Origin of the sequence: Franzmannia pantelleriensis (assembly GCF_900102875.1) — a bacterium.
Taxonomy (GTDB): domain Bacteria; phylum Pseudomonadota; class Gammaproteobacteria; order Pseudomonadales; family Halomonadaceae; genus Franzmannia; species Franzmannia pantelleriensis.
Genome location: NZ_FNGH01000003.1, coordinates 237757 through 262370 on the forward strand (window position 1 = coordinate 237757; position 24614 = coordinate 262370).

Here is a 24614-nt window from a genome sequence, read left to right on the forward strand (position 1 = left end):
TTAATCTGGCCTCTGAGGCCAAGAATATCTTATAGCGGACTTTTTCATGAGCCAGTTGCCCCCGTTATCCTGGCTGCAGGCCTTCGAGGCTGCAGCGCGTACCCTGAGCTTTACCGCCGCAGGTCGCGAACTGGGTGTGACCCAGGCGGCGATCAGTCAACGCATTCGGCTGCTCGAGGATCGCCTGGGGCACAAGCTGTTCGTCCGTCATCCGCGTAGCCTCAGCCTGACGCCGGCCGGCCAGGCCTGGCTGCCGAGTATCAACGACGCCTTTACGCGGCTTGGCGAAGGTACTGCCGAGGTGTTCGGCAGTGCCGCGGATCATTCGGTGACGCTGCGCACCACGCCGGTGATCCAGCAGAATTGGCTGGCACCGCGCTTGCCGCGGCTGCAGCGCGCGCACCCGCTGATTGCGATACGGCTGGTTAGCGCCATCTGGCCGGACGATTTCGGGCCCGAGGGGGCGGATATCGAGATCCGCTACGGCCACGGTGACTGGTCCGGGATGGAGGCCCTGTCGCTGGGGGCGGAGTGGCTGGTGCCGGTCTGCGCACCGTCCTTGGCGGCACAGCTCAACTCGCCGCGGGACCTCGCCGGCCATACCCTGTTGCATGCGCTGGGGTTCGGCGTGGGTTGGCCGGCCTGGTTGGAGGGGGCCGGCGTGTCGGGCCTGGAGGCCGAGTGCCGCGCCTTGAGTTGTGACAATCAGGTGATGACCCTGGCGCTGGCCAGCCAGGGGGCGGGGATTGCCCTGGCGCACCGCCGACTGCTGGCCGAGCGTGACGATCTGGCCATCCCCTTTGGCTATGGCCTGGCCAGCGACGAGCGCTTCTGGCTGGTGCGCCCTAGCCGCCGCAACATTGGAGAGGATGCCGAGCAGCTATGGCGTTGGCTGTCTGCCGAGCGCGATGTCAGTGACTAGCGAAATACTCGCCGAAGGCCTCGATCACCGTGTCGATGTCGGCGTCGCTGATATCGCGGTGGACCACGAAGCGGGTGGCGTAGAGCAGCTCGGCCAGAATGCCGCGTGACTTGAGGTGCGCCACCAGCGGCTCGCGGTGAGCCTCGGGGAAGTGGGCGAAGAGCATGTTGGTCGCCACCGAGGTCACCTCGACGCCGGGCAGGGCCGCAATGGCCTCGGCAAGCCGCGCTGCCTTGGCGTGGTCGAGGGCGAGATCATCGACGTGATGGTCGAGGGCGTGGTGGCAGGCGGCGGCCAGCAGGCCCGACTGGCGCATACCGCCGCCGAGCACCTTGCGCCAGTGGCGCGCCTCGTCGATCAACTGCTGCGAGCCCACCAGCGCCGAGCCTACCGGGGCGCCAAGCCCTTTGGAGAAGCATAGCGAGACGCTGTCGAAGGGGGCGCAGAGCGTTGCCAGCGACGTGTCGCTGGCTACCGCGGCGTTGAACAGCCGCGCGCCGTCGAGGTGGGTGGCCAGGCCGTGCTCGCGGGCCAGGTCGGTGGCCGCCTTCACGTAGTCGGCATCCAGCACCTTGCCGCCGATGGTGTTCTCCAGCGCCAGCAGTCGGGTACGGGCGAAGTGGAAGTCGCGGGGCTTGATGGCGGCGCGGATCTTGTCCAGCGGCAGCGAGCCGTCGGCGGCGTTCTCCAGCGGCTGGGGTTGGATGCTGCCGAGCACGGCGGCACCGCCACCCTCGTACTTATAGGTGTGGGCCTGCTGGCCGGCAATGTATTCGTCGCCACGCTGGCAGTGGGCCAGCAGCGCGGCCAGGTTGCTCTGGGTGCCAGAGGGAAAGAACAGCGCGGCGGCCATGCCGGTACGCTCGGCAACGGCGTCCTGGAAGCGCTGCACGCTGGGATCGTCGCCCCAGACATCGTCGCCCACCGGGGCCTCGGCCATGGCGGCGAGCATCGCCGGGGAAGGGCGGGTCACGGTATCACTACGCAAATCGATCATCGGTGTCCTCGTGGCGGTGTCGGTCATTGTCATAGGCCGCGCCGCGGGCGTCGGGTGGCTGGCGGGACAGCGGATCCTGACGGAAGTAGCGGGCCAGCAGCGTGTAAAGCGCCGGATAGGCGGCCTCGAGCACATCGGGGGCGCTGAAGAAGTATTCACAGCATACCGCATAGCACTCGCCGGGGTGACTCGCCGCATAGTCGTCGATGGGCGTCTCCTCGTCGCGCTCGAGGCGCGCCTGCAGGTCGTCCCATACCGCAGTGAATACCCGGTACCACTCGCGCGGGTCCATGTCCCGGGGCAGCGGCGGAAAGCCGTCGATATCGCTGGCATTGCCCATGTCGAGCTTGTGGGCGAACTCGTGGATCAGCACGTTGAAACCGCTCCACTCGCCGCTCTCCATCAGGTCGGGAAAGGCGACCACCACCGGCCCCTGGTAGGAGGTCTCGCCGGCGCGTTCGTCGACGTATTCGTGCATCACGCCGAATTCGTCCATCTCCTCCACCTGGCGCTGGAAGGCCTCGGGCAGCACCAGCACCTCGTGGACGTTGGCGAAGGCCTCGGCGTGCTCGTCGTCGTGCCAGCCCAGGGTCAGCAGGCAGGCCTGGGCGGCCAGCGCCAGCCGCGCCGGCAGGTCGAAGTCGGTGGTGGCGGCGAGCTCGGGGTGCAGGGTCAGGCGCTTGGCATGGGCAAAACGCCAGGCGCGCTGGCCGAGACGCTCCGCCTCGTCGTCAGTCAGTGCATCGAGCAGCGGGATACGCGCCCGGGCCTCGGCCCAGGCGCCATCGGGGAACGGGTGGCGCTGCTCGAACTGCCTGCTGCGCCAGCGCTTGAGCCGCCCCAGCATGGCGTCAGTTGTCCTCCAGGTTGGCGCCGGACTTCCACGACCAGTCGCGCCAGCGCAGGTCGAAGAGATCCTTGCGGCGGTCCTTGAGGTTGGTCACCGAGCCTTCGCTGCGTACTACCGTGAGACGCGTCAGGTCGAGGTCCGAGAACATGATCATCTCGGTGTTGGGGGTGGTCTCGGCGAGCACCGCATCGTGGGGGAAGGCGAAGTCCGAGGGCGAGAACACCGACGACTGGGCGTACTGAATGTCGAGGTTCTCGATCGACGGCACGTTGCCGACGCTGCCGCACAGCACCACGTAGCACTCGTTTTCGATGGCGCGGGCCTGGGCGCAGTGGCGCACTCGCAGGTAGCCGTTCTTGGTGTCGGTCCAGAACGGCACGAACAGGATGTCCATGTCCTGGTCGGCGAGCAGGCGCGAGAGCTCGGGGAACTCGACGTCATAGCAGATCTGGATGCCGACGCGGCCGGCATCGGTGTCGAACACGCGCAGGTCGTCGCCGCCCTCGATCACCCAGTCGCGGCGCTCCTGGGGCGTGATATGCAACTTGGCCTGACGCTCCAGGGTGCCGTCGCGATGACACAAATAGGCGATGTTGTAGAGCTTGCCGTCGTCGGCCTCTTCGATCATCGAGCCGGCCACGATGTTGATGTTGTAGGACACCGCCATGCGCGACAGCTCGGTCTTGAAGCGCTCGGTAAAGCCCGACAGGAAGCGGATCGCGGCCAGCTGGTCCTGCTGGGCGGCACGATCCTGGAGGCCCATCAGCGGGGCGTTGAACAGCTCCGGAAAGACCGCGAAATCGCTCTGGTAACCCGATAGCGCATCGACAAAGTACTCGATCTGCTGGAGCACGGTCTCTACCGAGTCGAACTCGCGCATCTGCCACTGCACCGCACCGACGCGCACCTGGGTCTTGCGGCTCTCCAGCACCCGCTCGGCGGGCTCATAAAGGATATTGTTCCACTCCAGCAGGGTGGCAAAGCCCTGGGATTTCTCATCCTCCGGCAGGTACTTGCGCAGCAGGCGCTTGACCAGGAAGTCGTTGGCCAGCTGGAAGGAGAGGATAGGGTCGTGGATCTCCTTGCGCGAGACCTTCTCGATGTACTCGGCAGGCGAGAGGTCATCGGCGTGCTGGTGATACTCGGGGATGCGGCCGCCGGCGAGGATCGCCCTCAGGTTCATCGAGCGGCACAGCTCCTTGCGCGCTTCATACAGGCGCCGGCCCAGGCGGTAGCCGCGATAATCGGGGTCGATCAGCACGTCGAGGCCATACATGGCATCACCCTCGGGGTCGTTGAGGATGATCTCACGGTGACCGATCAGGTCGTCGTACTGGTGCGGGTTGGAGAATTCGTCGTAATCCACCAGCGCGGTGAGCGCCACGCCGACGATGGTCTCGTCATCTTCGATGACGATCTGGCCGTCGGGGAATTCACTGACCAGCTTGTCGATGGTCAGCTTGGGCCAGGCACCGCCGATGTCGTCGTAGACCTTGTCCATCAGCGCCTTGAGCTGAGGGTAGTCGTCCGCGGTCAGGTTGCGCAGGTTGAGATGCAGATCGTCGAGGGACATGGGCAGCGAATTCCTGAACGAAAAAAAAGAGCCTGAATTCTAGCATGCGCAAGCGCTGGCGTCGGTCATGGCTGGACCACGGTGCTGTCAAACAACGGTCATGATTCGTGGACATAATCCGCACATGACAAGTCGATATCAGCGACTACGCTAGGTTTCATGGGAGCCGTTATGTCCCTTCGCCGCCATTTCACCGCGGGCACGCCATGACCAATAACAACCATCAGCGCATTCGCCTCGAGGCGGTGTCCAAACGCTGGGACGACACCACTGCCGTGGACGCCATCTCGTTCGACGTCACGCCGGGTCAGTTCGTGATCTTGCTTGGCCCCTCGGGCTGCGGCAAGTCGACCACGCTGCGCATGATCGCCGGCCTTGAAGAGGCCTCGGCTGGACGCATCGAGATCGGCGAGCGCGACGTCACACGCCTGCCGCCGGGCGACCGCGGCCTGAGCATGGTGTTTCAGTCCTACGCACTGTTTCCCCATCTCAGCGTGGCCGATAACATCGTGTTCGGCCTGCGCAGCCGCAAGGTACCCAAGGCCGAGCGTCGCGAGCGCTTGGCACGGGTCGCCCAGCTGGTCGATCTCGAGGCCTATCTGGAACGCAAGCCGGCCCAGCTCTCTGGTGGCCAGCGCCAGCGCGTGGCGCTGGCGCGCTCGATTATCTCCGAACATCCCATCTGCCTGATGGACGAGCCGCTCTCCAACCTCGATGCCCGCCTGCGCGGCGAGATGCGCCGCGAGATCAAGGCGCTCCAGGCGCGTCTGGGGATGACGGTGATCTACGTCACCCACGATCAGGTCGAGGCGATGAGCATGGGCGATCGGGTGATCCTGATGCAGGACGGGCGCATCGTCCAGGATGGTGCACCCGACGAACTCTATAGCCGACCCGCCAGTGCCTTTGCTGCGAGCTTTATCGGTAGCCCGGCGATGAACCTGGTGAAGCTGGCGGCAAGCGACGCTGCGGCGGTCATCGACGGCGAGACCGAGGTGGCGGTGGCGCCTGCCGCCGCTGCGGGCGGCCAGCTGGGGATTCGCCCCGAGGATATCGAGGTACAGCCCATCGACGGCAGTGGCGTTCCCGCCGAGGTGATCGATGAGGAGTACCTCGGCGCCGATACCATCCTGCAGCTCGGCGTGGGCAGCCAGCGGCTGCGCGCGCGCTTGCCCGGCAAGCACTCACTGTCGTCCGGCACCCGCTGCCGGCTGGCCTGGGCGCCTGAAGCGGCGCATCTATTCGGCGCCGATGGACTGCGTCGCGACGATCTCACCCCAGTGGCGTTTTCCGCGACCGTGGCTCGCACGGCAGGCAAGGGCGGTGCCGGTGCACCGTCATCGACGGCTGGCAGTACTCATCCGTGAACATCCCAACTGTGAAGAACAGGAGTCATCCCATGCGTGCGCGTCTCTCTTTCCCCCTCACGGCATTGGCTGCCGCCATGCTGAGCGCCGGTCCGGCGCTGGCCGACGACCCCGTCGAGCTGACCATGTACTACCCCATTGCGGTGGGCGGTGCGCTGACCGATGTGATCGATGAGCTGGTCGACGAGTTTCAGGCCGAGCATCCCGATATCAGCGTCGACGCGATCTACGCCGGCAACTACGACGACACCCGGGTGCGCGCCATGTCGGCCATCGAGGCCGGCGATGCGCCGCAGCTCTCGGTGCTGTTCTCCATCGATCTCTACGAACTGCTCGAACAGGACGCCATCGTCGCCTTCGATGATCTACTCGAGACCGACGAGGAGCGCGAGTGGCTCGACAGCTTCTACCCGGGGCTGATGGAGAACGGCCAGGTGGATGGCCAGACCTACGGCATCCCCTTCCAGCGCTCGACCATCGTGCTCTACTGGAACAAGGACGCTTTCGAGGCCGCCGGGCTCGATCCCGAGACGCCGCCGGAAACCTGGGACGAGATGGCCGAAATGGCCGCCGCGGTGCGCGAGGCGTCGGGCGGCGACCAGTGGGGCGTGATGGTGCCCTCCACCGGCTATCCCTACTGGATGTTCCAGGCCTTCGCCTTCCAGAACGGGCATCGGCTGATGAGCGATGACGGCACCGAGGTCTATTTCGACGATCCCGCCGCCATCGAGGCGCTGGAGTACTGGGTGTCGCTATCTCAGGAGCATGAGGCGATGCCCGACGGCGCCATCGAGTGGGGGACCCTGCGCCAGAACTTCATCGAGCAGTCCACGGCGATGATGTGGCACACCACCGGCAACCTCACCGCGGTGCGCAACGAGGCCGACTTCGAGTTCGGCGTGGCCATGCTGCCGATGAAGACCCAGCGCGGCAGCCCCACCGGCGGCGGCAATTTCTATATCTTCAACGACACCACCGAGGAAGAGCAGCGCGCGGCGATGACCTTCATCCGCTGGATGACCGATCCCGAGCGCGCCGCGGCCTGGTCGATCGAGACCGGCTACATGGGTGTCAGCCCGGACGCCTACGAGACCGAGCTACTGCGTGACTACGTCGAGTCGTTTGCGCCGGCGGCGGTGGCCCGCGACCAGCTCGAGCACGGCACCGCCGAGCTCTCTACCTACCAGGGCGGGCGCGTGCGCCGGGCGCTGGACAACGCCGTCCAGGCGGCGCTGACCGGGCAGATGACACCCGCTGAAGCGCTGGCCCAGGCCCAGCGCGAAGCCGATGGCGCGCTGAGGCGCTACGCTCGCTAGCCCTCTCGCGACGCCTGGGCCAGTCGGTCCCGTCTGGCCCAGGCGACTTGGTGTAGATCCATCATCGACAAGGAAGGCCCATGGCGGCGATGACTTCATATCGACGCATGCAGCTCTACGGCGCGCTGCTGCTGCTACCTGCCGCGGTGCTGCTGGCGACCTTCGCCTACCTGCCGACGATTGCCACGCTGATCAACAGCCTGTTCCTGCCCGGCTTTCGCGGTGAGCCCGCCGAGTTCGTGGGGCTCGAGAACTATCAGCTGCTGATCGAGGACACTACCTTCTGGCGGGTGGCGCGCAACAACCTGATCTACGCGTTGGGCACCATCCCTACGTCCATCGCCATTGCCCTGGGCATGGCGCTGTTCGTCAATGCCCGGCTGCCGGGGCGCGGCTTCGTGCGCATGGCCTATTTCACCCCGACCATCCTGCCGATGATCGCCGCCGCCAACATCTGGATGTTCTTCTACGCGCCGCAGATCGGCCTGTTCAACAAGCTGCTGGGCGCACTGGGTCTGTCCGGCGTCAACTGGCTGGGGGATCCCAGCGTGGCGCTGACCTCGGTGATCGTGATGACGGTGTGGAAAGAGGCCGGGTTTTTCATGATCTTCTACCTGGCGGCGCTACAGAGCATTCCGCCGGAGCTCAAGGAGGCCTCGGATCTGGAAGGCACCAGCCGCTGGAGCTTCTTCTGGCGGGTGACTTTCCCGCTGCTGATGCCGACCACGCTGTTCGTGTTGATCAATGCGCTGATCAATGCCGTGCGGGTGGTGGATCACCTGTTCATCCTCACCAAAGGCGGGCCCAACAACGCCACCAACCTGCTGCTCTACTACGTCTACGAGAACGCCTTCTCGTTCTTCGATCGCACCTATGCCGCCACCATCACCGTGGTGATCCTGCTGGTGCTGGCGGTAGTGGCTACCGTCAAGTTCGCCATTCTCGACCGACGGACCCACTACCAATGAGCGCATCATCTCGATACGAGGCGATATCATGAGCCTGCCCACGCTGTCTGCCGCCAGGGGCGTTGCGCTGCGCGTGCCAAGCCTCGAGACCACCGCCGCCTGGCTGCTGGCAGTCATCTGGATCTTTCCGTTGGTCTACGCGGTGTGGGCGGCCTTCCACCCGCCGGCGTTCATGGTGCGCTTCGACCTGTTCGCGCCGCTGACCCTGGAAAACTTCGCCAACGCCTGGTCCCAGGCGCCGTTCGCGCGCTACTACCTCAACACCTTCCTGTTGGTCACCGGGGTGGTGCTGGCGCAGTTCGTGGTCTGCACCCTGGCGGGCTTCGCCTTTGCGCGCTTCCCGATTCCGGGCAGGGATATCCTGTTCATGCTGGTGCTGATTCAGCTGTTCGTGTTCCCCGAGGTGCTGATCGTCGAGAACTACCGCATTGCCAGTGGGCTGGGGCTGGTCGATACCATCACCGGCATCGGGCTGCCCTACGTGGCCAGCGCCTTCGGCATCTTCCTGCTACGCCAGACCTTCAAGACCATTCCCCGCGAGCTCGAGGATGCCGCCCGGGTCGAGGGCTGCGGCTGGATGGCGATCCTGCTCAAGGTCTACGTACCGCTGGCCAAGCCCACCTACCTGGCCTATGGCCTGGTCTCGATCAGCCACCACTGGAATAACTTCCTGTGGCCGCTGGTGGTCACCAACTCGGTGGAGAGCCGCCCGCTGACCGTGGGCTTGGGCGTGTTCTCGGCGCCGGAAACCGGCGTCAACTGGGCCACCGTCAGTGCCGCCACCCTGCTCAGCATCGCCCCGCTGCTGGTCGCTTTCCTGCTCTTCCAGCGCCAGTTCGTGCAGTCGTTCCTCAGGGCGGGGATACGGTAGGCATTCTTCATGTTTCCTTCGCCACCTGCCGCAGGCACTCGATCGCTTGCTGACAGGTCGGTGTCTTGATTCTGCCGCGCAGGGTGATGATCCCCACCGGCGGCAGCTCGATGGGAATCTCCAGCGGCAATATCTTGAGCAAGCCCTGCGCCGCAAAGTGGTGGGCCACGCCGTGGGCGAGGTAGCCCAGGGCGGGGCGCTGCTGGACGAAGGTCAGGGTGGCGAGGAACGAGGCCGTTTCGATCAGGTCCGCGGGCGGGTTGAGGCCATGCTTGTAGAACATCTGGTTGAGCTTGATTCGCGACGATGCCCATGGGGGAGGCACGACCCACGCCAGTTCGGCGATATCGGCCCACTGCGGTGAAGACATGCTGCAGATGGGGTGCGTCGGGGCGGCGACCACGCACATCGCTTCGTCGTAGATGGCCTGCGTCTCCAGGTCCGGGGCCGCGTAGCCGGGTTCGAGCCGGCCGACCAGCAGGTCGAGTTCACCCACGCGCAAGCGGGGTAGCAGGCGCTTGAGATCGCCCTCTTCGATCAGCGCGGTGCTATGCGGGGAGCGCGTCTTGAGCAGCTGCATGGCGGGAGCCAGCAGGCCCGGCGTTGCCACCACCATGGCGCCGATGCTGACACGACCGGCGGCACCGCTCTCCACCGCGGCGATCTCGTCCTGGGTGCGGCTGTAGTCGGCTAGTACCGAGCGGGCAAAGCGCACCACCGTATCGCCATAGGCCGTGGGCTCGGTGCCGCGGGTGGAGCGCAGAAACAGCTTGAGGCCGAACATGCGCTCTATCTCGGCCAGCATTTTCGACACCGCGGGCTGGGTCAGCGACAGAAAGTCGGCGACGCGGCCGATATGGCGGAACTCATCCAGTGCGACCAGCAGCTGCAGATGGCGCAGCTTCAGGTTCGAGCGTAGGACGCGATCGATATCGCTCATGAGGGGGCTCTCCCTTTCTTCATTCCCTTATGGTTATGAAGAGAGTCTATTGTTTTATTTTATCGTCATGAAGAGGCGGCCCATACTCGACCCACGATTATTACAACGCTCGATGATGGAGTCAGGCCGCTGACCATGGAAATGTCCCCCCGCACGCTGATTCGGCTACACGCCAACGATAATGTCCTGATCGCCCGCGATGGCGTCGGTCTAGGTCAGTGGCTGCCCGAGCTGGAGGTGAAATCTCGCGCCCAGGTGCCGGCAGGGCACAAGATCGCTGCCCGCAGGATCGCTGCCGGCGAGTCGGTGAAGAAGTACGACACGGTGATTGGCGCGGCAGGCCGCGACATCGCCCCCGGGGAGCATGTACACACCCATAACGTCACCCTGACCGAGATCGACCGCGATCCCGCCTTCTGCCAGGGCGTGCGGCCGGTGACGTATGTGCCGGAGGCCGAGCGGGCCACCTTCCAGGGCATCGTGCGCCCGGATGGCCGGGTCGGCACGCGCAACTTCATCGGCATTCTCTCCTCGGTGAACTGCTCGGCCACGGTGATCAAGCATATCGCCGACCATTTCACCGCGGAGCGGCTGGCCGATTACCCCAACATCGATGGCGTGGTGGCTTTCGCCCAGACCAGCGGTTGCGGGATGTCTTCGCCCAGCTACCACTTCGACCTGCTGCGGCGCACCCTGGCCGGTTATGCGCGGCACCCCAACTTTGCTGGGGTACTGATCGTGGGGTTGGGCTGCGAACGCAACCAGGTTTCGGGCCTGGTCGAGTCCCAGGGACTGGAGGTGGGGGCGAACGTGCGCACCCTGGTGATGCAGGAGAGTGGCGGTACCCGTGAATCCATCGCCGCCGGCATCGCCGCCATCGAGGCGATGCTGCCCGAGGCCAACCGGATCGAGCGCCAGCCGGTGAGTGCCAGCCACCTCAGCATCGGTCTGCAGTGTGGCGGCTCGGATGGTTTCTCGGGGATCTCGGCCAACCCGGCGCTGGGGGCGGCCATGGATATCCTGGTGCGCCAGGGCGGTACCGCGATTCTGTCCGAGACACCCGAGATACATGGCGTCGAGTTCATGCTCACGCGGCGCGCCGTGTCGCCCGAGGTGGGCCAGAAGCTGCTCGACCGCCTGGCGTGGTGGAAGGCGTACACCCGCGGCCACAGCGGCCAGTTCAACGGTGTAGTGGGACCGGGCAACCAGGCTGGCGGGTTGGCCAACATCGTCGAGAAATCCCTGGGGTCGGCGATGAAGGGCGGCACCACGCCACTGCAGGCGGTATACGAATACGCCGAGCCGATCGATGCCAAGGGCTTCGTGTTCATGGACTCGCCGGGCTACGACCCGGTGTCGGCGACCGGACAGATCGCCAGCGGCGCCAATCTGATCTGCTTTACCACCGGCCGCGGCTCGATGTTCGGCTCCAAACCGGCCCCCACCATCAAGTTGGCTTCCAATACCGCCATGTTCGAGCGCCTGCGCGAGGACATGGATATCAACTGCGGCCAGGTCATCGACGGCAGCGCCACCATCGAGGCGATGGGCGAGCAGATCTTCGCGCATATCCTGCGTGTCGCTTCGGGGGAGCGCAGCTGCAGCGAGCGGCTCGGGCTTGGGGATCACGAATTCGTGCCGTGGCACGTCGGCATCGTCAGCTGATGGCAACGTCGGCTCACAGAGCGTTAGCCCACAGAGAGGAAGCGTGACAATGACCCTGACGCTGGAACGTGGTGACCTGATTCAGTCCCGCAACTATATCGCCGGGCACTGGAGTGCAGCCGCCGATGGAGCGCGCCTGGCGATCTCGAATCCGGCCGATATGCAGCCCATCGCCGAGGTGCCAGACAGCGGCGCCAATGAGGCACGAGCGGCGGCCGATGCCGCCCACCACGCCTTTGCCGGCTGGCGCGCGACGCCGGCCAAGCGACGCGGCGAGCTGCTCAAGCGCTGGCACGCCCTGGTAATGGCAAACCAGCAGGATCTGGGGCGCCTGATATCGCTGGAGCAGGGCAAGCCCCTCGCCGAAGGTCAGGGAGAGGTGGGCTACGCGGCTAGCTATATCGAGTGGTTCGCCGAAGAGGCGCCGCGTATTGCCGGGGAGGTGATTGCGCCGCCGGTCGCCGGGCGACGCATGCTGGCCGTCAAGGAGCCGGTGGGCGTGGTGGCAGTGGTGACGCCCTGGAACTTTCCGGCGGCGATGATAGCGCGCAAGATCGCGCCGGCTTTGGCGGCAGGCTGCACGGTGGTGGCCAAGCCCGCCGAGGATACCCCGCTGACCTCGCTGGCGCTGGTGCGTCTGGCCGAAGAGGCCGGTATTCCGCCTGGGGTGATCAATATCGTTTGCGCCTCGCGTGGGCGCACACCCGAGGTGGTCGATGCCTGGCTTGAGGATGCCCGGGTGCGCAAGATCAGCTTCACCGGCTCCACCCCGGTGGGCAAGCACCTGGCGCGGGCCTCGGCCGATACCCTCAAGAAACTCTCGCTGGAGTTGGGCGGCAATGCCCCTTTTATCGTCTTCGAGGATGCCGATCTCGACGCCGCCGTGGAGGGCCTGATGGCCGCCAAGTTCCGTAATGGCGGCCAGACCTGCGTTTGCCCCAATCGCGTCTATGTGCAGGAGGCGGTGTTCGACGCCTTCGCCGACAAGCTGGTCGCGCGGGTTGCCGCCTTGCGGGTGGGGCCGGCAAGTGACCTCGACAGTCAGATCGGACCGATGATCAACGCCCGTGCCGTGGACAAGATCCTGGCACATATCGACGATGCCGTGACCCGGGGCGCAAAAGTGCTGGAGGGGGGCGAGCGGGTGCGCACCGACCTGGGCCCGAATTACGTGGCACCGACACTGCTTGGCGACGTCACGTCCGACGCGCAGCTGTGCCATGAGGAGACCTTCGGGCCACTGGTGCCGCTACTGCGCTTCGCCACGGAAGAAGACGCGGTGGCGGCCGCCAATGCCACGCCGTTTGGGCTCGCCAGTTACTTCTACTCGCAGAACGTTAGTCGCATCCATCGCGTCGCCGATGCGCTGGAGGCCGGCATCGTCGGCATCAATGAAGGTGCCGTGGCGTCCGAGGCGGCGCCCTTCGGCGGTATCAAGGAGTCGGGCTACGGCCGTGAAGGCTCGGTCCATGGCCTCGACGACTACCAGCACATCAAGTACCTCTGCCAGGGCAATTTGCGCTGAAAAGAGGCACGACAACAACAACCGGAGCAGCCATGAACGTATCCAGTAACCGCGGTCCGACAGCGGGCAACCCGTTCAAGCAGGCCCTGGCCGAGGGCAGGGCTCAGGTCGGGCTATGGCTATCGATGGGTGATGCCTACAGTGCCGAGCTGTGCGCTACGGCGGGCTTCGACTGGCTACTGATCGACAACGAACACGCGCCCAACGATGTGCGCAGTACGCTCGCCCAGCTGCAGGTGGTAGCCGCCTATGGCGGTCACCCCGTGGTGCGCGCGTTGCAGGGCGAGGCCGCGTCGATCAAGCAACTGCTCGATATCGGCGCCCAGACCCTACTGATCCCCATGGTCGATACCCCGGAGCAGGCAGCCGCCATGGTTGCCGCGACGCGCTATCCCCCCGAGGGCATTCGCGGCGTCGGTGCAGGAGTCGCTAGGGTGTCGCGCTGGAACGGCCGCCCTGACTACGTGCAGCACGCCAACGATGAAGCCTGCCTGCTGGTGCAGGCCGAAACGACCATCGCACTCGACAATCTCGAGGCGATCTGTGCGGTGGAGGGCGTGGATGGCGTCTTCATCGGCCCGGCCGACCTGGCGGCCTCGATGGGGCACCTCGGCAACCCTGGTCATCCCGAGGTTCAGGCGGTCATCGAGGCGGCGATTCACACCATTGTGGCGTGCGGCAAGGCTGCCGGCACCTTGACCGGCGACGTTGGCCTGGCCAGGCGTTTCCTCGAATTGGGCGCGACCTTCGTGGCGGTCGGACTGGACGTCACGCTGCTGGCTCAGGCGGTTCGTCAGCGCGCCGCGGACGTCGACCTGCACATTGGCGCGCAATCGACAGGAGGGCCTTACTGACCCGACGGGAATAGCAGAAACCTGACCGCTGACAGGGCGGCTATGGCTTAATTAGATGATTAGAATAACGCAAAGGAGCAAACGCCATGACTCACAATATCACTAAACTCTCGGTTCTCCTCGCCGGTGTGATGGCCGCAGGCATCGCTGCCGCGGATTATCCCACCAAGACCATCACCATGGTGATCCCCTATGGTGCCGGCGGCGGTACCGACGTGCTGGCAAGAACGCTGCAACCGGCACTCGAAGAGGCGCTGGGGCAAACCATCGTGGTCTCCAACGTGCCGGGGGGCGGCGGTATTCTCGGTTTCACCCAGGTGGCCAACGCCAAGCCCGACGGCTATACGGTAACCATTCCCAACAACGTGATTTTCGCCACCGAGGGGATGGGCAATGCCACCTATACCTACTCGGACTTCGATTACCTCGGCAACGTCATGAGCGAGGACTACGTCGTGGCGGTGCGTGCCGATGGTCCCTGGGATAGCTGGGAGGCGCTGGTCGACGACATGCAGGCCAATCCTGGCACGGTGAGCTTTGGCTTCTCCGGGGCCGGGGGTTCGACCCACGTCGCCAGCGAGATCCTGGCCGACATGGTGGGCTATCGGGCTCGCCAGATTCCCCATGATGGCTCCTCGGATGCGGTGGCAGCGGCCATGGGCGGCCACATCGATGCGTTGATGCTCAACCTCGCCGACCTCGCTTCCGGCCTGCGCTCTGGCCGGCTGATACCGCTGGTTAGCCTCGGCGATGATCGGCTGGAAGACTACCCGGACGTTCCCACCCTTAGCGAACTCGGACACGAGCTGAGCCTGACCAACTGGCGCGGTATCGCGGCACCGGCTGGCGTCGACGCAGAGGTCAAGGCCGCCTGGGCAGCGGCCCTGGAAGCCGCCACCAGCGATGCCAAGGTGCAGGAGGCGATTGCTAACCAGGGTGCCGAGGTGGATTACATGGCCCCGGGCGAGACGTTGGACGCACGCATGGCGGAACTCGCCGAGTCCTTCATTCGCACCGCCCAGCGACTCAAGTAGTGATGACTGCGGGCAGGCCCCCGGCGAGGGGCCTGACCCGTTGCTGACAATGGGAGTCCGCCATGACGCGAGTGACCGAGAAACAGCTCTTTTATCTCCTGCTGATCCTGGGGGCCGGCTACTTCCTCCACCTGGCAAGTTCGATCCCGACGATGATGCGGGTGGTCGGCGACCCGGGGCCGGGATTCCTGCCATTTTGGGTCAGCGCCATCATCATGCTGCTGGTGGGCTACCTGCTGGTAGTGGAAACCCTGATTGGGCGGGAACCCGATGGCGGTGTGCGGCTGGCGCGCCGTGAAGCCGTCACGCTGCTGATGACACTGGCAGCGATCGTGCTCTACCTGATCATGCTGACGCTCATCGGCTTCTTCGTCAGCACCTTGGTGTTTCTGGGCATCTTTCGCCTGCTCGTCGATAAGTTCCTCAACGATGCTTGGCCCACACGTCGCTCGTTGCTGGCCTCAGGGCTGTTCGCAGTGATCGCGACCAGTGCCATCTATGTGGTGTTTTCCGTGCTTTTTGGACTATCCATGCCCTGAGGGGAGGAGTCGGTCATGTTTGCTCATTTCGCCGAGGCGGCGACACTGTTCGCCAACGGCTATATCTTCCTGGCGATTGCGGCCGGCACGGTGCTTGGTCTGATCTTCGGCTCACTACCTGGGCTGACTGCCACCATGGGGATCGCCCTGCTGCTGCCGCTGACCTTTGGCATGGAGCCGGTGACCGGCATGGGCATGTTGCTGGGGGTATACTGCGGCGCCATCTCCGGTGGTTCGATTCCCGCCGCGCTACTCAATATCCCGGGTACGCCCTCGTCGGTGGCGACCACCCTGGATGCTTTTCCCATGGCGCGCAACGGCGAACCGGGTCGTGCACTTGGGCTGTGTATCGTGGCCTCCATGATCGGTGGCATGATCAGCGTGCTGATCTTCGCCTTCATGTCGCCGTTGATCGCCGAGGCGGCGCTGCGCTTCAGCGCCATCGAGTACGCCACGTTGGGCTTGTTCGGCTTGACGATCATTGCCTCGGTGTCCGACAAGTCGCTGATCAAGGGGATCGTGGCAGGCCTGATCGGTGTGCTGATTTCACTGATCGGCATCGACTCGCTGACCGGCGTGGTACGCCTTACCGCTGGCATTCCCGCCTTGGTAGGCGGCGTCGATTTCATGGCGGCGCTGATCGGGCTGTTTGCGCTGTCGCAGATCATCACTGACACCACCACGTCACGCGCCGATCAGGCGAGCGAGGGGCGGGTGCGTGTCAACAACGCCTATCCCCGCTTTCGCGAGACGTTCAGGCGTTGGAAGATCTGGTCGAGCAGTTCGCTGATCGGTTCGCTGGTCGGGGCGATTCCCGGAGCCGGTGGCAGCATCGCCTCCTTCCTGGCCTACGATCAGGCCAAACGCATCTCACGCACGCCGGAGCAGTTCGGCAAGGGGCACGATGAAGGCGTCATCGCTTGCGAATCGGCCAACAACGGCATGACCGGTGGCGCGCTGATTCCGATGATGACGCTGGGGATCCCAGGGGATGCCTCGGCGGCAATATTGATGGGCGGGCTGTTGATCCATGGGCTGCAGCCGGGACCTATGTTGTTCGACGAACAGGCCAATATCGCCTACGGCATCATCATCGCCTTTCTGGTCGCCAACGTCTTCATGTTCAGCTTCCAGTCGGTGGGCATCAAGCTTTTCGTCCGGGTTTTGCAGATACCACGCACCTACCTGCTGCCGTTCATCATGGTGATGTGCATCCTTGGCGCCTATGGCATCACCGGCAGCCTGACCTCGGCCTGGGTGCTGCTGATTTTCGGCATCTTCGGCTACTTCCTTAACCGCCATGGCTTCAGTGCTGCTCCGGTAGTACTGGGGATGATCCTGGGTTACATGGTCGAATCCAACTTCCGGCGTGGCATGACCATGCACGATGGCGATTGGAGCATCTTCTTCACCCGCCCGATCAGCCTGACCTTCGTTCTGCTCTCTGTGCTAGCCATTGCGTTGCCGCTATATCGTCAATGGCGTAACCGGAGAAAGCAGGATGAGTATGCTAATCAGTGACGCGGTTGAGGCGGAGTGGGACAGGCGAAATGGGGGCGCTTATGTCTTGATGTCTCGCACTCGCTCCGCCAGCGCGAACACGTGTGCATCCTCGGCGCCCAGGTCTTCCAGTGCGGCGGCGAGGTTGAGCAGATAGTCGCGGTTGGCGCCGCTGGGGCCGTGGGCGGTGGCGATCTGTCGGGCAATGGTGTCGAGCGGGGCGTCGCCGAGAAAGGCGGCGTTGTCCTCGGTGGCGAGGTAGAGCAGGCCTTCAGCGTGACTACCGTCGGCGAAGTGCATCAGGGTCGTTTCACGCAGGTAACCGTTCTTCTCGCGGATATCCAGGCCACCCAAGACCTCGCCACTGATGCGATAGGCCATGCCGTGGCAGAGTGCACCGGGCTGGTGGATCAGGGTGGCCACACGGCCGGGGGCTCGAGGCGTGCCGCGATGGTCGTGGGAAGCCTGCCAGAAACGCCGCGCCCAGCCCTCGATATACGCAGGGCGGCGTTCGAGATAGGGGAATCCCGCCTTCCAGATCAGCGAACCGTAGCCGAACAGCCACAGCTCGGCGTCGTCGGCGATGGGCATGCGCTGGTGGTTGATGTGGGTCGTGTCGAGGCTCATGGCTGGCTCTGGTGTTCGCGCTGGTGACGGTGTGTCAGCGGCTGGGTCAGGGTCTGCGCCATGATCACACCAGCGAGGATCAGTCCGCCGCCTATCAGGTGCCAGCCGGCCAGGCGCTCGCCGAGGAACAGCATGGCGATGATGGCGCTGAACAGCGGCATCAGGTTGAGGAAAATGCTGGCCTTGCTGGCGCCGATCTGGCGTACCGCGCGCATCCACAGGAAGGTGGTGATGATCGAGGCGGGAATGCCGGCGTAGGCGATCAGCCAGACATTGTCGCCGTCCACCGGGGTCATCGGCCCCAGCAGGTAACCCGGCAGCAGCAGTAGCGTGGCGAACAGCGCCTGGACATAGAGCATCACCCAGGGCGGCAGCTCCATCTGCCAGCGCTTGAGCATCACCCCGTAGGTGGCATAGCAGGTTGCGGCGACCACCATCAGCGCATCGCCCAATGACACGTCAAGCGCCAGCAGCGACAGCGGGTCGCCACGGCCGAGCAGCACGGCCACACCGAACAGCGCCACCAGGCCTCCCGCTACGCCGCCGAGGCTTGGCGGCTCACGTAGGATCAAGGCACTGAGCAGCACCGTCAGCAGAGGGACAGAGGCAGCGAGAATCCCCATGTTGGTGGCCGAAGTGGTCTCGGCGGCCACATAGGCCAGCCCCTGCCACATTGCCATGCCCAGCAGGCCGAGAAAGGCCAGCTTGGGCCACTGCTGTCGAATCGCCTGGCGATGGCGCCATACGGCGGGTAGCACGAAGGGAGTGAGCACCACCAGCGCCAGCACCCAGCGTAGAAAGGCGATACTGCTTGGTGCGATGGCGCCCACGGTGAGCTGGTTGATGGTCATGTTGCCCGACCAGATCAGCACGGCACCCAGCGGGGCGAGAAAATACAGCAGCGGCATGGTGACCTCTTGGACAAAGCAGAGCCCCGCTATGAACGGGGCCCTGAAGTGCTGTCATCATATCGTGCTGAGAGGTGGCTGCAAGCCATGGCAGGGCCGTCGATAGCCACTGCGTAACGGATACCGTCGCCAGCGTCAGCGCAGCTGGCTGTCCTTGCTGCCGCGACGGTTGTAGCCGCTGTAGGCGGTCTGCTGCTTGTCACGCTCGCTCTGGCAGGCGATGCACAGGCGCACCCCCTTGATCGCCTCACGGCGCGCCTGGGGGATTTCGTCGCCGCACTCTTCGCAGTGGCGCAGGCTCTCGCCGGTGGGCAGCTGGCTGCGTACCCGCTGCAGTGCGTCTTCCACCGTACTCTCGATCTGCTCCTGCTCGGCGCCGTCGCGTGACCAGCCGCCTGCCATATCTCGCCTCCTTCCATGCCCGTTGGCTTATCTCGCCCTCAAGAGGGTTTTTGGCGCAGTTGCCGCAGCTCGCCATTCAGCGCCTTGATAATGGTATAGCACATCAGCAGCATCACCACGGAGAAGGGGATCGCCGTCGCGGTTACCCCGGCCTGCAGCGCCGATAGCCCGCCGCCGATCAGCAGCACGATGGCGATGAAGCCTTCCACCGTGGCCCAGAACATCCGCTGTGGCCGCGGTGCATCGATCTTGCCGCCGGCGGTGATGGTATCGATGACCAGCGAGCCGGAGTCCGACGAGGTGATGAAGAAGATCAGCGCCAGCACGATGGCCAGTGTCGACATCAGGCCCGTCAGCGGCAGCTCGTTGAGCATCCCGAACAGCGACAGCTCTGGGCTGTAATTGTCGATCACATAGTCCTTGACCAAGCTGGTATCGGGGCTGGCATAGAGCTGGTCGAGTGCCGTGGAGCCGAAGACGCCCATCCAGATGAAGATGAACAGGCTGGGAATCAACAGCACGCAGGTCACGAACTCGCGCACCGTACGCCCGCGGGACACCCGCGCGATGAACATGCCGACGAACGGCGCCCAGCTGACCCACCAGGCCCAGTAGAAGATGGTCCAGGCTTGGCGATAGGCGTCGTCATCGCGGCCAAAGGGGGCCGACAGGGGGACGAATTCGGTCACATAGGTCGTGAGCCCGGTGAAGAAGCCACTCACAGCCACCAGGGTCGGACCGGCAAACAGCACGAAGAAGAAGAATAGTACCGCCAACACCATGTTGATTTCGGAAAGCTTCTTCACGCCGCCCTCGAGGCCGCGCCATACCGACACCAGTGCGGCAGCCGTCACCAGCAGGATGATGATGACCTGGGTGGTGGTATTGACCGCCAGACCAAATACGAAATTCATCCCCGCGTTGGCTTGCTGAGCACCAAGTCCCAGCGAAGTGGCCAGGCCGAACAGGGTGGAAAACACTGCCAGGATATCGATGGCATGGCCCCACCAGCCCCAGACGCGATCGCCGAGGATCGGGAAGAACGCCGAGCGAATCGAGAATGGCAGGCCCTTGTTGTAGGTAAAAAGGGCTAGCGCCAGGGCCATCACGACGTAGACGGCCCAGCCGTGGATGCCCCAGTGGAGGTAGGTGCCGGCAAGGCCCATGGCGGTGGCGCCGGGAATCGCCTCGGGGTCGAGCTCACCGCCGTCGCCAAACGGCGAAGGGATGCCCAGCGGCAAGGAGACGTTGGCGTGGTAGACCGGTTCCAGCACTCCGAAGAACAGCAGCCCGATACCGATACCCGCGGCGAATAGCATCGAAAACCAGGAAAGATAGCCATAGTCCGGGCGGGCCTCGGGGCCGCCCAGCCGCACTGAGCCATAGGGCAGCACGACCAGCGCCACGCAGAACAGAATGAAGAAATCGACCACCATCATGAAATACCAGTCCAGGGTGCCGGTTGAGAAACCGACGATGGACTGAAAAATGCCTCCTGCACGCTCTGGAAAGATCAGGGTGAGCAGGATGAAGACGACCGAGGCGAGTGCCGATACAGCGAAGACCCGGTTATGGATATCGAAGCCGATGGGGCCAAGGTGTCCTTCGACGTTGTCCTGGCCAACGACGTAATCCGTTTGCATGTCGCTGGGTTCGGATGAAGAAGATGGATCGCTTGAGCGACTCATGAGGTTTTTCTCCTTAATGATTATTGGAATCAAGGCGGCGGGGATGTTTTCTCATGAGTCTATAACCCCGGGGGGAGCAGGCTAGTTGAGACCGGCAATGTGGCAACAGCTGTGTCGTTCATGGGGAAACCTCGTATTGTTATGGGGTTGCCGAGCGCTTCAGCGATTGGTGTGCAGCGGTCGGCGAAGAGGAAGCACCGCGATGAATCGGGTTGAGGGGTGATGAGGACGTTCGGTCGTGACGGTATCGAGCGGATAGCATCGCACCTGTGTGAGTGAGAAGTAAGAATACTAGTCGTCTGCTAGTCTCATGGCTAATCCCGTCCCCTGTAAACTGGCTGGTTTTTTATGCAAGGCAGTAGATGAGCTAATGTCATTGATTGGTAGAACGGTATCGCCTCACAGCCTGCGGGTGTTCGAGGCCGCTGCGCGACATCTCAGTTTTACTGCCGCGGCACGCGAGCTGCGCTCGACGCAATCGGCGGTCAGTCAGCAGGTGCGCGCCATGGAAGAGCAGTTGGGCATGGCGCTATTCGAGCGCATCTACCGCGGCGTACGCTTGACCGATGCCGGCCAGGCGCTGTTCGTTGCCGTTCAGGAAGGCTTCGGCACCATAGAGCGCACCCTGGATCGCCTGCAGCGCCAGCATCGACACCCGCGTCTCAATATTCTCACCGACTTCGCCCTGGCGGCCTATTGGCTAATGCCGCGACTGCCTCATTTCCGGCAGCGCCATCCCGCCATCGATGTGCGCATCATGACCAATCAGGGCGTATTCGATTGGCAGGATCAGGACGTCGACGTCGCCATCATGTTCAGTGATGAGCAAGGCTTGGCCGGGGTGCCGCGGCTCTTCGCAGAGTCGGTGCTGCCGGTATGCAGTCCTGCCTTTCTCGAGCGGCATGGACCTATCGATTCGCTATCGCGGTTGCGTGAGGTGCCGCTGCTAGCCTTGATGACCGACCAGGGCCAGCCATGGTTGGATTGGCCGACCTACTTCCGTCAGCGCGGCGGCATGGCGTGTGCTCAAACCTCTGAGCTCACCTTCAACAACTACACCTTGCTGGTGCAGGCCGCTCTGGTGGGGCAGGGAGTCGCGTTGGGGTGGCAGGGATTGATCGATGAACTGCTGGCGAGCGGGGCGCTGGTCGGGCTCGACGACCTGGCGCTGGCTACACCGCAGGGGTATGGCCTGATCGACACTCGGCCCCATGAGTCGAGTGCCGCCAAGCAAGCTTTCATGGACTGGGTGATGGCGGGTGCGACGACGCCTCTCTGACCAATGTCTCGGTCAGAGAGGCGGTCGTTCAGGAGACGGCGGCGACGCCGGCCTTGGCGATCTGGATATCCTGGTCGGGCTTGACCCCGGAAACGCCTACGGTGCCGGCGACCTGACCGTCGACCAGCACCGGTACGCCGCCGGATAGCAGGCCCTGCATCGGTGCCGAGAGGAAGGCATTGCGGCCGCCGTTGATCATGTCTTCGAAGGCCTGGGTCTCGCGGGCGCCGAGGGCCGAGCTGCGCGCCTTCTCGCTGGCAACGCCGGGAGTCATGGGGGCTGCACCGTCGAGGCGGCGCAGGCCGAGCAGGTGGCCGCCGTCGTCGGCTACGGCGATGGTTACCGGCCAGCCATTGGCCTCGGCTTCCTTCTGTGCGGCATCGAGGATGACGTTGACGTCTGCAAGGGTGAGAACGGACTTGGTTTTCATGTTGGGCTCCTTGGTGAGCGGTTGATGCTGATATTAGCGTTGGCGGTGATTATCTTAATGCCTCATCGACGATCTCGATCCAGTGGCGCACCGGGGTACGTCCGGCGCCGGCGAGGTGCGCCTGGCAGCCAATGTTGGCCGTCACGATGGTCTCAGGCTTGCCGGCCTCCAGGGCGTCGAGCTTGTTGTCGCGCAGCTCGGTGGCAAGCTCGGGCTGGGTGATCGAGTAGGTGCCCGCCGAGCCGCAGCAGAGGTGGGCGTCGGCCACCGGGGTCAGCGCGAAGCCTAGCCGTCCGAGTACGCCCTCCACCGCACCGCCGAGTTTCTGGGCATGCTGCAGGGTGCAGGGGCAGTGAAAGGCGAGCTTGCGGGTGTCGCTGATCGCCAGGTCGTCGAGGTTTTCATCACGCAGTACCTCGACCAGGTCCTTGGCCAGGGCGCTGACCCGCTTGGCCTTGTCGGCGTAGGCGGGGTCGTCGGCAAGCATCTCGCCGTACTCCTTGACGAAGGCGCCGCAGCCGCTGGCGGTCTGGACGATGGCTTCGCAGCCGGCCTCGATCTGTGGCCACCAGGCATCGATATTGGCACGCATGCGTGCGCGGCCGTCGTCCTGGGCGTTGAGGTGAAAGTCGATGGCGCCGCAGCAGCCGGCCTCGCTGACCGGGGTCAGGCCGATGCCGAGGCGGTCGAGCACCCGCGCGGTGGCGGCGTTGGTATTGGGCGACAGCCCCGGCTGCACGCAGCCTTCGAGGATCAGCATCTGGCGGCTATGCGGGCGGTGGTCGGGGCGCTGGCCGGCATCCACCGGCGCCGGCGGCATCTTGCTCTTCAGCGCGCCGGGCACCAGTGGCTTGAAGGTCTGACCAAGCGTGAGCAGCGCCTGGAAGCGTTTGGGCTCCACCAGCGCCTTGCGCAGGCCAAAGCGCAGCGCGCGGTCCGACGCCTTGCGCGGCACACGGCGCTCGATCTCGGCACGGCCGATATCCAGTAGCTTGTGGTACTCGACCCCCGACGGACAGGTGGTCTCACAGTTGCGGCAGGTCAGGCAGCGGTCGAGGTGCAGGCGGGTCTCGGCGGTGACCTGATCGTCATCGTCACGACTCTCGAGGAGCTCCTTGATCAGGTAGATGCGCCCGCGCGGGCCGTCGCGCTCGTCGCCGAGCAGCTGGTAGGTGGGGCAGGTGGCGTTGCAGAAGCCGCAGTGCACGCAGCTGCGCAGCACGCGGTCGGCTTCCTGAATGTGCGGCTGCTCGAGGTCCTCGGGTGTAAAGTGCGTCTGCATTTAGACCTCCGCGTAGAGTCGGCCGGGGTTGAAGATCCCGTTGGGGTCGAGCTCGGCCTTGAGGTTGCGGTGATACTTGGCCACTGCCGGAGCCAACGGCGTGAACGGCTCGGCAATGCCTGGGGTGTAGCAGGTCGCATGGCCGCCAACACGAGCGCAGGCATCGCGAATAGTGGTGGCATCGGCATCACTCTTCAGCCAGCGCTGGGCGCCGGCCCAGTCGAAGAGCACCTCGCCGTCGAGGGCCAGCGGGGGGATATTGTTGGGCAGTGATAGTCGCCACAGCGGGCGCGGGTCGTGGCAGAAAAAGGCCAGACGTAGCTCGCGCAGTTCTTCCCAGTAGCTTGGGTCGAGGGTGTCGCCGCCGAGGCGCTCGCGGGTCGCCGCGACTGAGCTGTGACCGCCTTCAAGGCGCAGATGGAGAGCGCCATCGTGATAGCTGGCCGCAGACAGCGGCAGTGGCTGGCGGCCCCACTCGGCGAGCTTGGTCAGCGCCGCGTCGAGCGGCAGCTCGAGACGCAGGCTGTGGCTGGCGGCGGGCTTGGGCAATACCTTCAAGGAGACCTCGGTGAGCAGCCCCAGGGTACCCTGAGCGCCGACCATCAGCCGCGACAGGTCGTAGCCGGCGACGTTCTTCATTACCTCGCCGCCGAAGCGCAGATGCTTGCCGTCATGGGTGATCACGCGGGTGCCGAGCACCAGGTCGCGCACGCTGCCGACCCAGGGCCGGCGCGGTCCGGACAGCCCGCAGGCAATCGTGCCGCCGACCGTGGCGCCAGCGCCGAAGTGGGGCGGTTCGCAGGGCAGTCGTTGGCCCTCGGCATCGAGGGCCGCTTCCAGCTCTGCCAGCGGGGTGCCGGCACGCACCGAGACGATCAGTTCCACCGGGTCGTAGTGGCTGATACCGCGGTGCTCACGGGTCGACAGCTCCTGGCCGTCGATAGAGCGTCCGTAGAACGCCTTGGTATTGCCGCCGACGATACGCAGTGGCGTCTTGTCGCGGTCGGCCTGGCGCACCTGATCGCACAAGGCCTCGCTGTTGTCATGGTCTGTCAGGGAAACGCTATCCGCCATGGT

23 protein-coding genes are annotated in these 24614 nt (G+C 64.6%); 12 read left to right on the forward strand and 11 right to left on the reverse strand.

Going from position 1 to position 24614, the window contains the following annotated elements; translation table 11 throughout:
- Positions 1–46 precede the first annotated feature (46 nt).
- Positions 47–922, forward strand: coding sequence for a LysR substrate-binding domain-containing protein (locus BLT16_RS05375; protein ID WP_089657498.1), 876 nt, complete (start codon positions 47–49; stop codon positions 920–922).
- On the opposite strand, the gene ltaE is transcribed toward BLT16_RS05375, so the two are convergent.
- Genes ltaE through BLT16_RS05390 form a run of 3 tightly spaced genes read right to left on the reverse strand, consistent with a single transcriptional unit; the run spans position 912 to position 4342 of the window.
- Positions 912–1919 (reverse strand): low-specificity L-threonine aldolase, encoded by a 1008-nt coding sequence (ltaE, locus tag BLT16_RS05380; protein WP_089657499.1) that lies wholly within the window; start codon positions 1917–1919, stop codon positions 912–914. The two genes, BLT16_RS05375 and ltaE, sit on opposite strands and share 11 nt — an antisense overlap.
- Entirely contained in the window at positions 1903–2766 is an 864-nt protein-coding gene (locus BLT16_RS05385) for a M90 family metallopeptidase (RefSeq protein ID WP_089657500.1), read from the reverse strand. The genes ltaE and BLT16_RS05385 overlap by 17 nt, the downstream gene beginning before the upstream one ends.
- A gap of 4 nt (positions 2767–2770) precedes the next feature.
- Positions 2771–4342 (reverse strand): bifunctional GNAT family N-acetyltransferase/carbon-nitrogen hydrolase family protein, encoded by a 1572-nt coding sequence (locus tag BLT16_RS05390; protein ID WP_089657501.1) that lies wholly within the window; start codon positions 4340–4342, stop codon positions 2771–2773.
- A gap of 206 nt (positions 4343–4548) precedes the next feature.
- On the opposite strand from BLT16_RS05390, the gene BLT16_RS05395 reads away from it, so the two are divergent.
- The 4 genes from BLT16_RS05395 to BLT16_RS05410 all read left to right on the forward strand — a co-directional run bounded on the left by BLT16_RS05395 (position 4549) and on the right by BLT16_RS05410 (position 8864).
- Positions 4549–5709, forward strand: coding sequence for an ABC transporter ATP-binding protein (locus BLT16_RS05395; RefSeq protein ID WP_089657502.1), 1161 nt, complete (start codon positions 4549–4551; stop codon positions 5707–5709).
- Positions 5710–5741: 32 nt separating this feature from the next.
- On the forward strand, positions 5742–7025 hold the full coding sequence (locus BLT16_RS05400) for an ABC transporter substrate-binding protein (protein ID WP_089657503.1): 1284 nt from the start codon (positions 5742–5744) through the stop codon (positions 7023–7025).
- An 80-nt stretch (positions 7026–7105) separates the two neighbouring features.
- A complete protein-coding gene (locus tag BLT16_RS05405; RefSeq protein WP_176817169.1) occupies positions 7106–7993 on the forward strand; it encodes a carbohydrate ABC transporter permease in 888 nt (295 codons plus the stop codon).
- A gap of 28 nt (positions 7994–8021) precedes the next feature.
- The gene (locus BLT16_RS05410; RefSeq protein ID WP_089657504.1) at positions 8022–8864 is read left to right on the forward strand and encodes a carbohydrate ABC transporter permease; all 843 of its coding nucleotides are present in this window, start codon (positions 8022–8024) and stop codon (positions 8862–8864) included.
- Between the two features lie 7 nt (positions 8865–8871).
- On the opposite strand, the gene BLT16_RS05415 is transcribed toward BLT16_RS05410, so the two are convergent.
- Complete coding sequence (locus BLT16_RS05415) at positions 8872–9804, reverse strand: LysR substrate-binding domain-containing protein (RefSeq protein WP_089657505.1); 933 nt, start codon at positions 9802–9804, stop codon at positions 8872–8874.
- Positions 9805–9939: 135 nt separating this feature from the next.
- Here BLT16_RS05415 and BLT16_RS05420 point away from each other — a divergent pair, with 135 nt between their 5' ends.
- The 6 genes from BLT16_RS05420 (at position 9940) to BLT16_RS05445 (ending at position 16942) form a co-directional block, all read left to right on the forward strand.
- Positions 9940–11469, forward strand: coding sequence for a UxaA family hydrolase (locus BLT16_RS05420; protein ID WP_218124410.1), 1530 nt, complete (start codon positions 9940–9942; stop codon positions 11467–11469).
- Positions 11470–11518: 49 nt separating this feature from the next.
- A complete protein-coding gene (locus tag BLT16_RS05425; RefSeq protein WP_089657506.1) occupies positions 11519–12994 on the forward strand; it encodes an NAD-dependent succinate-semialdehyde dehydrogenase in 1476 nt (491 codons plus the stop codon).
- Between the two features lie 32 nt (positions 12995–13026).
- Positions 13027–13848 (forward strand): 4-hydroxy-2-oxoheptanedioate aldolase, encoded by an 822-nt coding sequence (hpaI, locus tag BLT16_RS05430; protein WP_089657507.1) that lies wholly within the window; start codon positions 13027–13029, stop codon positions 13846–13848.
- 86 nt (positions 13849–13934) lie between these two features.
- Positions 13935–14882, forward strand: a complete 948-nt coding sequence (locus BLT16_RS05435) for a tripartite tricarboxylate transporter substrate binding protein (RefSeq protein WP_089657508.1) — start codon at positions 13935–13937, stop codon at positions 14880–14882.
- 62 nt (positions 14883–14944) lie between these two features.
- Entirely contained in the window at positions 14945–15421 is a 477-nt protein-coding gene (locus BLT16_RS05440; RefSeq protein WP_089657509.1) for a tripartite tricarboxylate transporter TctB family protein, read from the forward strand.
- 15 nt (positions 15422–15436) lie between these two features.
- Positions 15437–16942 carry a tripartite tricarboxylate transporter permease gene (locus tag BLT16_RS05445; RefSeq protein ID WP_089657510.1) on the forward strand — a complete coding sequence of 502 codons (1506 nt, stop codon included), beginning with the start codon at positions 15437–15439 and terminating at the stop codon, positions 16940–16942.
- Positions 16943–16981: 39 nt separating this feature from the next.
- On the opposite strand, the gene BLT16_RS05450 is transcribed toward BLT16_RS05445, so the two are convergent.
- The 4 genes from BLT16_RS05450 to BLT16_RS05465 form a co-directional block, all read right to left on the reverse strand.
- Entirely contained in the window at positions 16982–17548 is a 567-nt protein-coding gene (locus BLT16_RS05450) for a gamma-glutamylcyclotransferase (RefSeq protein ID WP_089657511.1), read from the reverse strand.
- Positions 17545–18456 (reverse strand): DMT family transporter, encoded by a 912-nt coding sequence (locus BLT16_RS05455; protein WP_089657512.1) that lies wholly within the window; start codon positions 18454–18456, stop codon positions 17545–17547. The genes BLT16_RS05450 and BLT16_RS05455 overlap by 4 nt, the downstream gene beginning before the upstream one ends.
- 135 nt (positions 18457–18591) lie before the next feature.
- Positions 18592–18858, reverse strand: coding sequence for a DksA/TraR family C4-type zinc finger protein (locus tag BLT16_RS05460; RefSeq protein WP_089657513.1), 267 nt, complete (start codon positions 18856–18858; stop codon positions 18592–18594).
- 38 nt (positions 18859–18896) lie between these two features.
- Positions 18897–20546 (reverse strand): BCCT family transporter, encoded by a 1650-nt coding sequence (locus BLT16_RS05465; protein ID WP_245701479.1) that lies wholly within the window; start codon positions 20544–20546, stop codon positions 18897–18899.
- 370 nt (positions 20547–20916) lie between these two features.
- On the opposite strand from BLT16_RS05465, the gene BLT16_RS05470 reads away from it, so the two are divergent.
- Complete coding sequence (locus tag BLT16_RS05470) at positions 20917–21825, forward strand: choline sulfate utilization transcriptional regulator (RefSeq protein ID WP_089657514.1); 909 nt, start codon at positions 20917–20919, stop codon at positions 21823–21825.
- A gap of 28 nt (positions 21826–21853) precedes the next feature.
- Here BLT16_RS05470 and BLT16_RS05475 read toward each other — a convergent pair whose 3' ends face one another.
- The 3 genes from BLT16_RS05475 to glcE are packed head-to-tail and all read right to left on the reverse strand — an operon-like array spanning position 21854 to position 24611.
- Positions 21854–22255: a GlcG/HbpS family heme-binding protein gene (locus tag BLT16_RS05475; RefSeq protein WP_089657515.1), complete on the reverse strand. Its 402-nt coding sequence runs from the start codon at positions 22253–22255 to the stop codon at positions 21854–21856.
- Positions 22256–22304: 49 nt separating this feature from the next.
- On the reverse strand, positions 22305–23537 hold the full coding sequence (gene glcF / locus BLT16_RS05480; RefSeq protein ID WP_089657516.1) for a glycolate oxidase subunit GlcF: 1233 nt from the start codon (positions 23535–23537) through the stop codon (positions 22305–22307).
- Positions 23538–24611, reverse strand: a complete 1074-nt coding sequence (glcE, locus tag BLT16_RS05485; protein WP_089657517.1) for a glycolate oxidase subunit GlcE — start codon at positions 24609–24611, stop codon at positions 23538–23540.
- Positions 24612–24614: the final 3 nt, after the last annotated feature.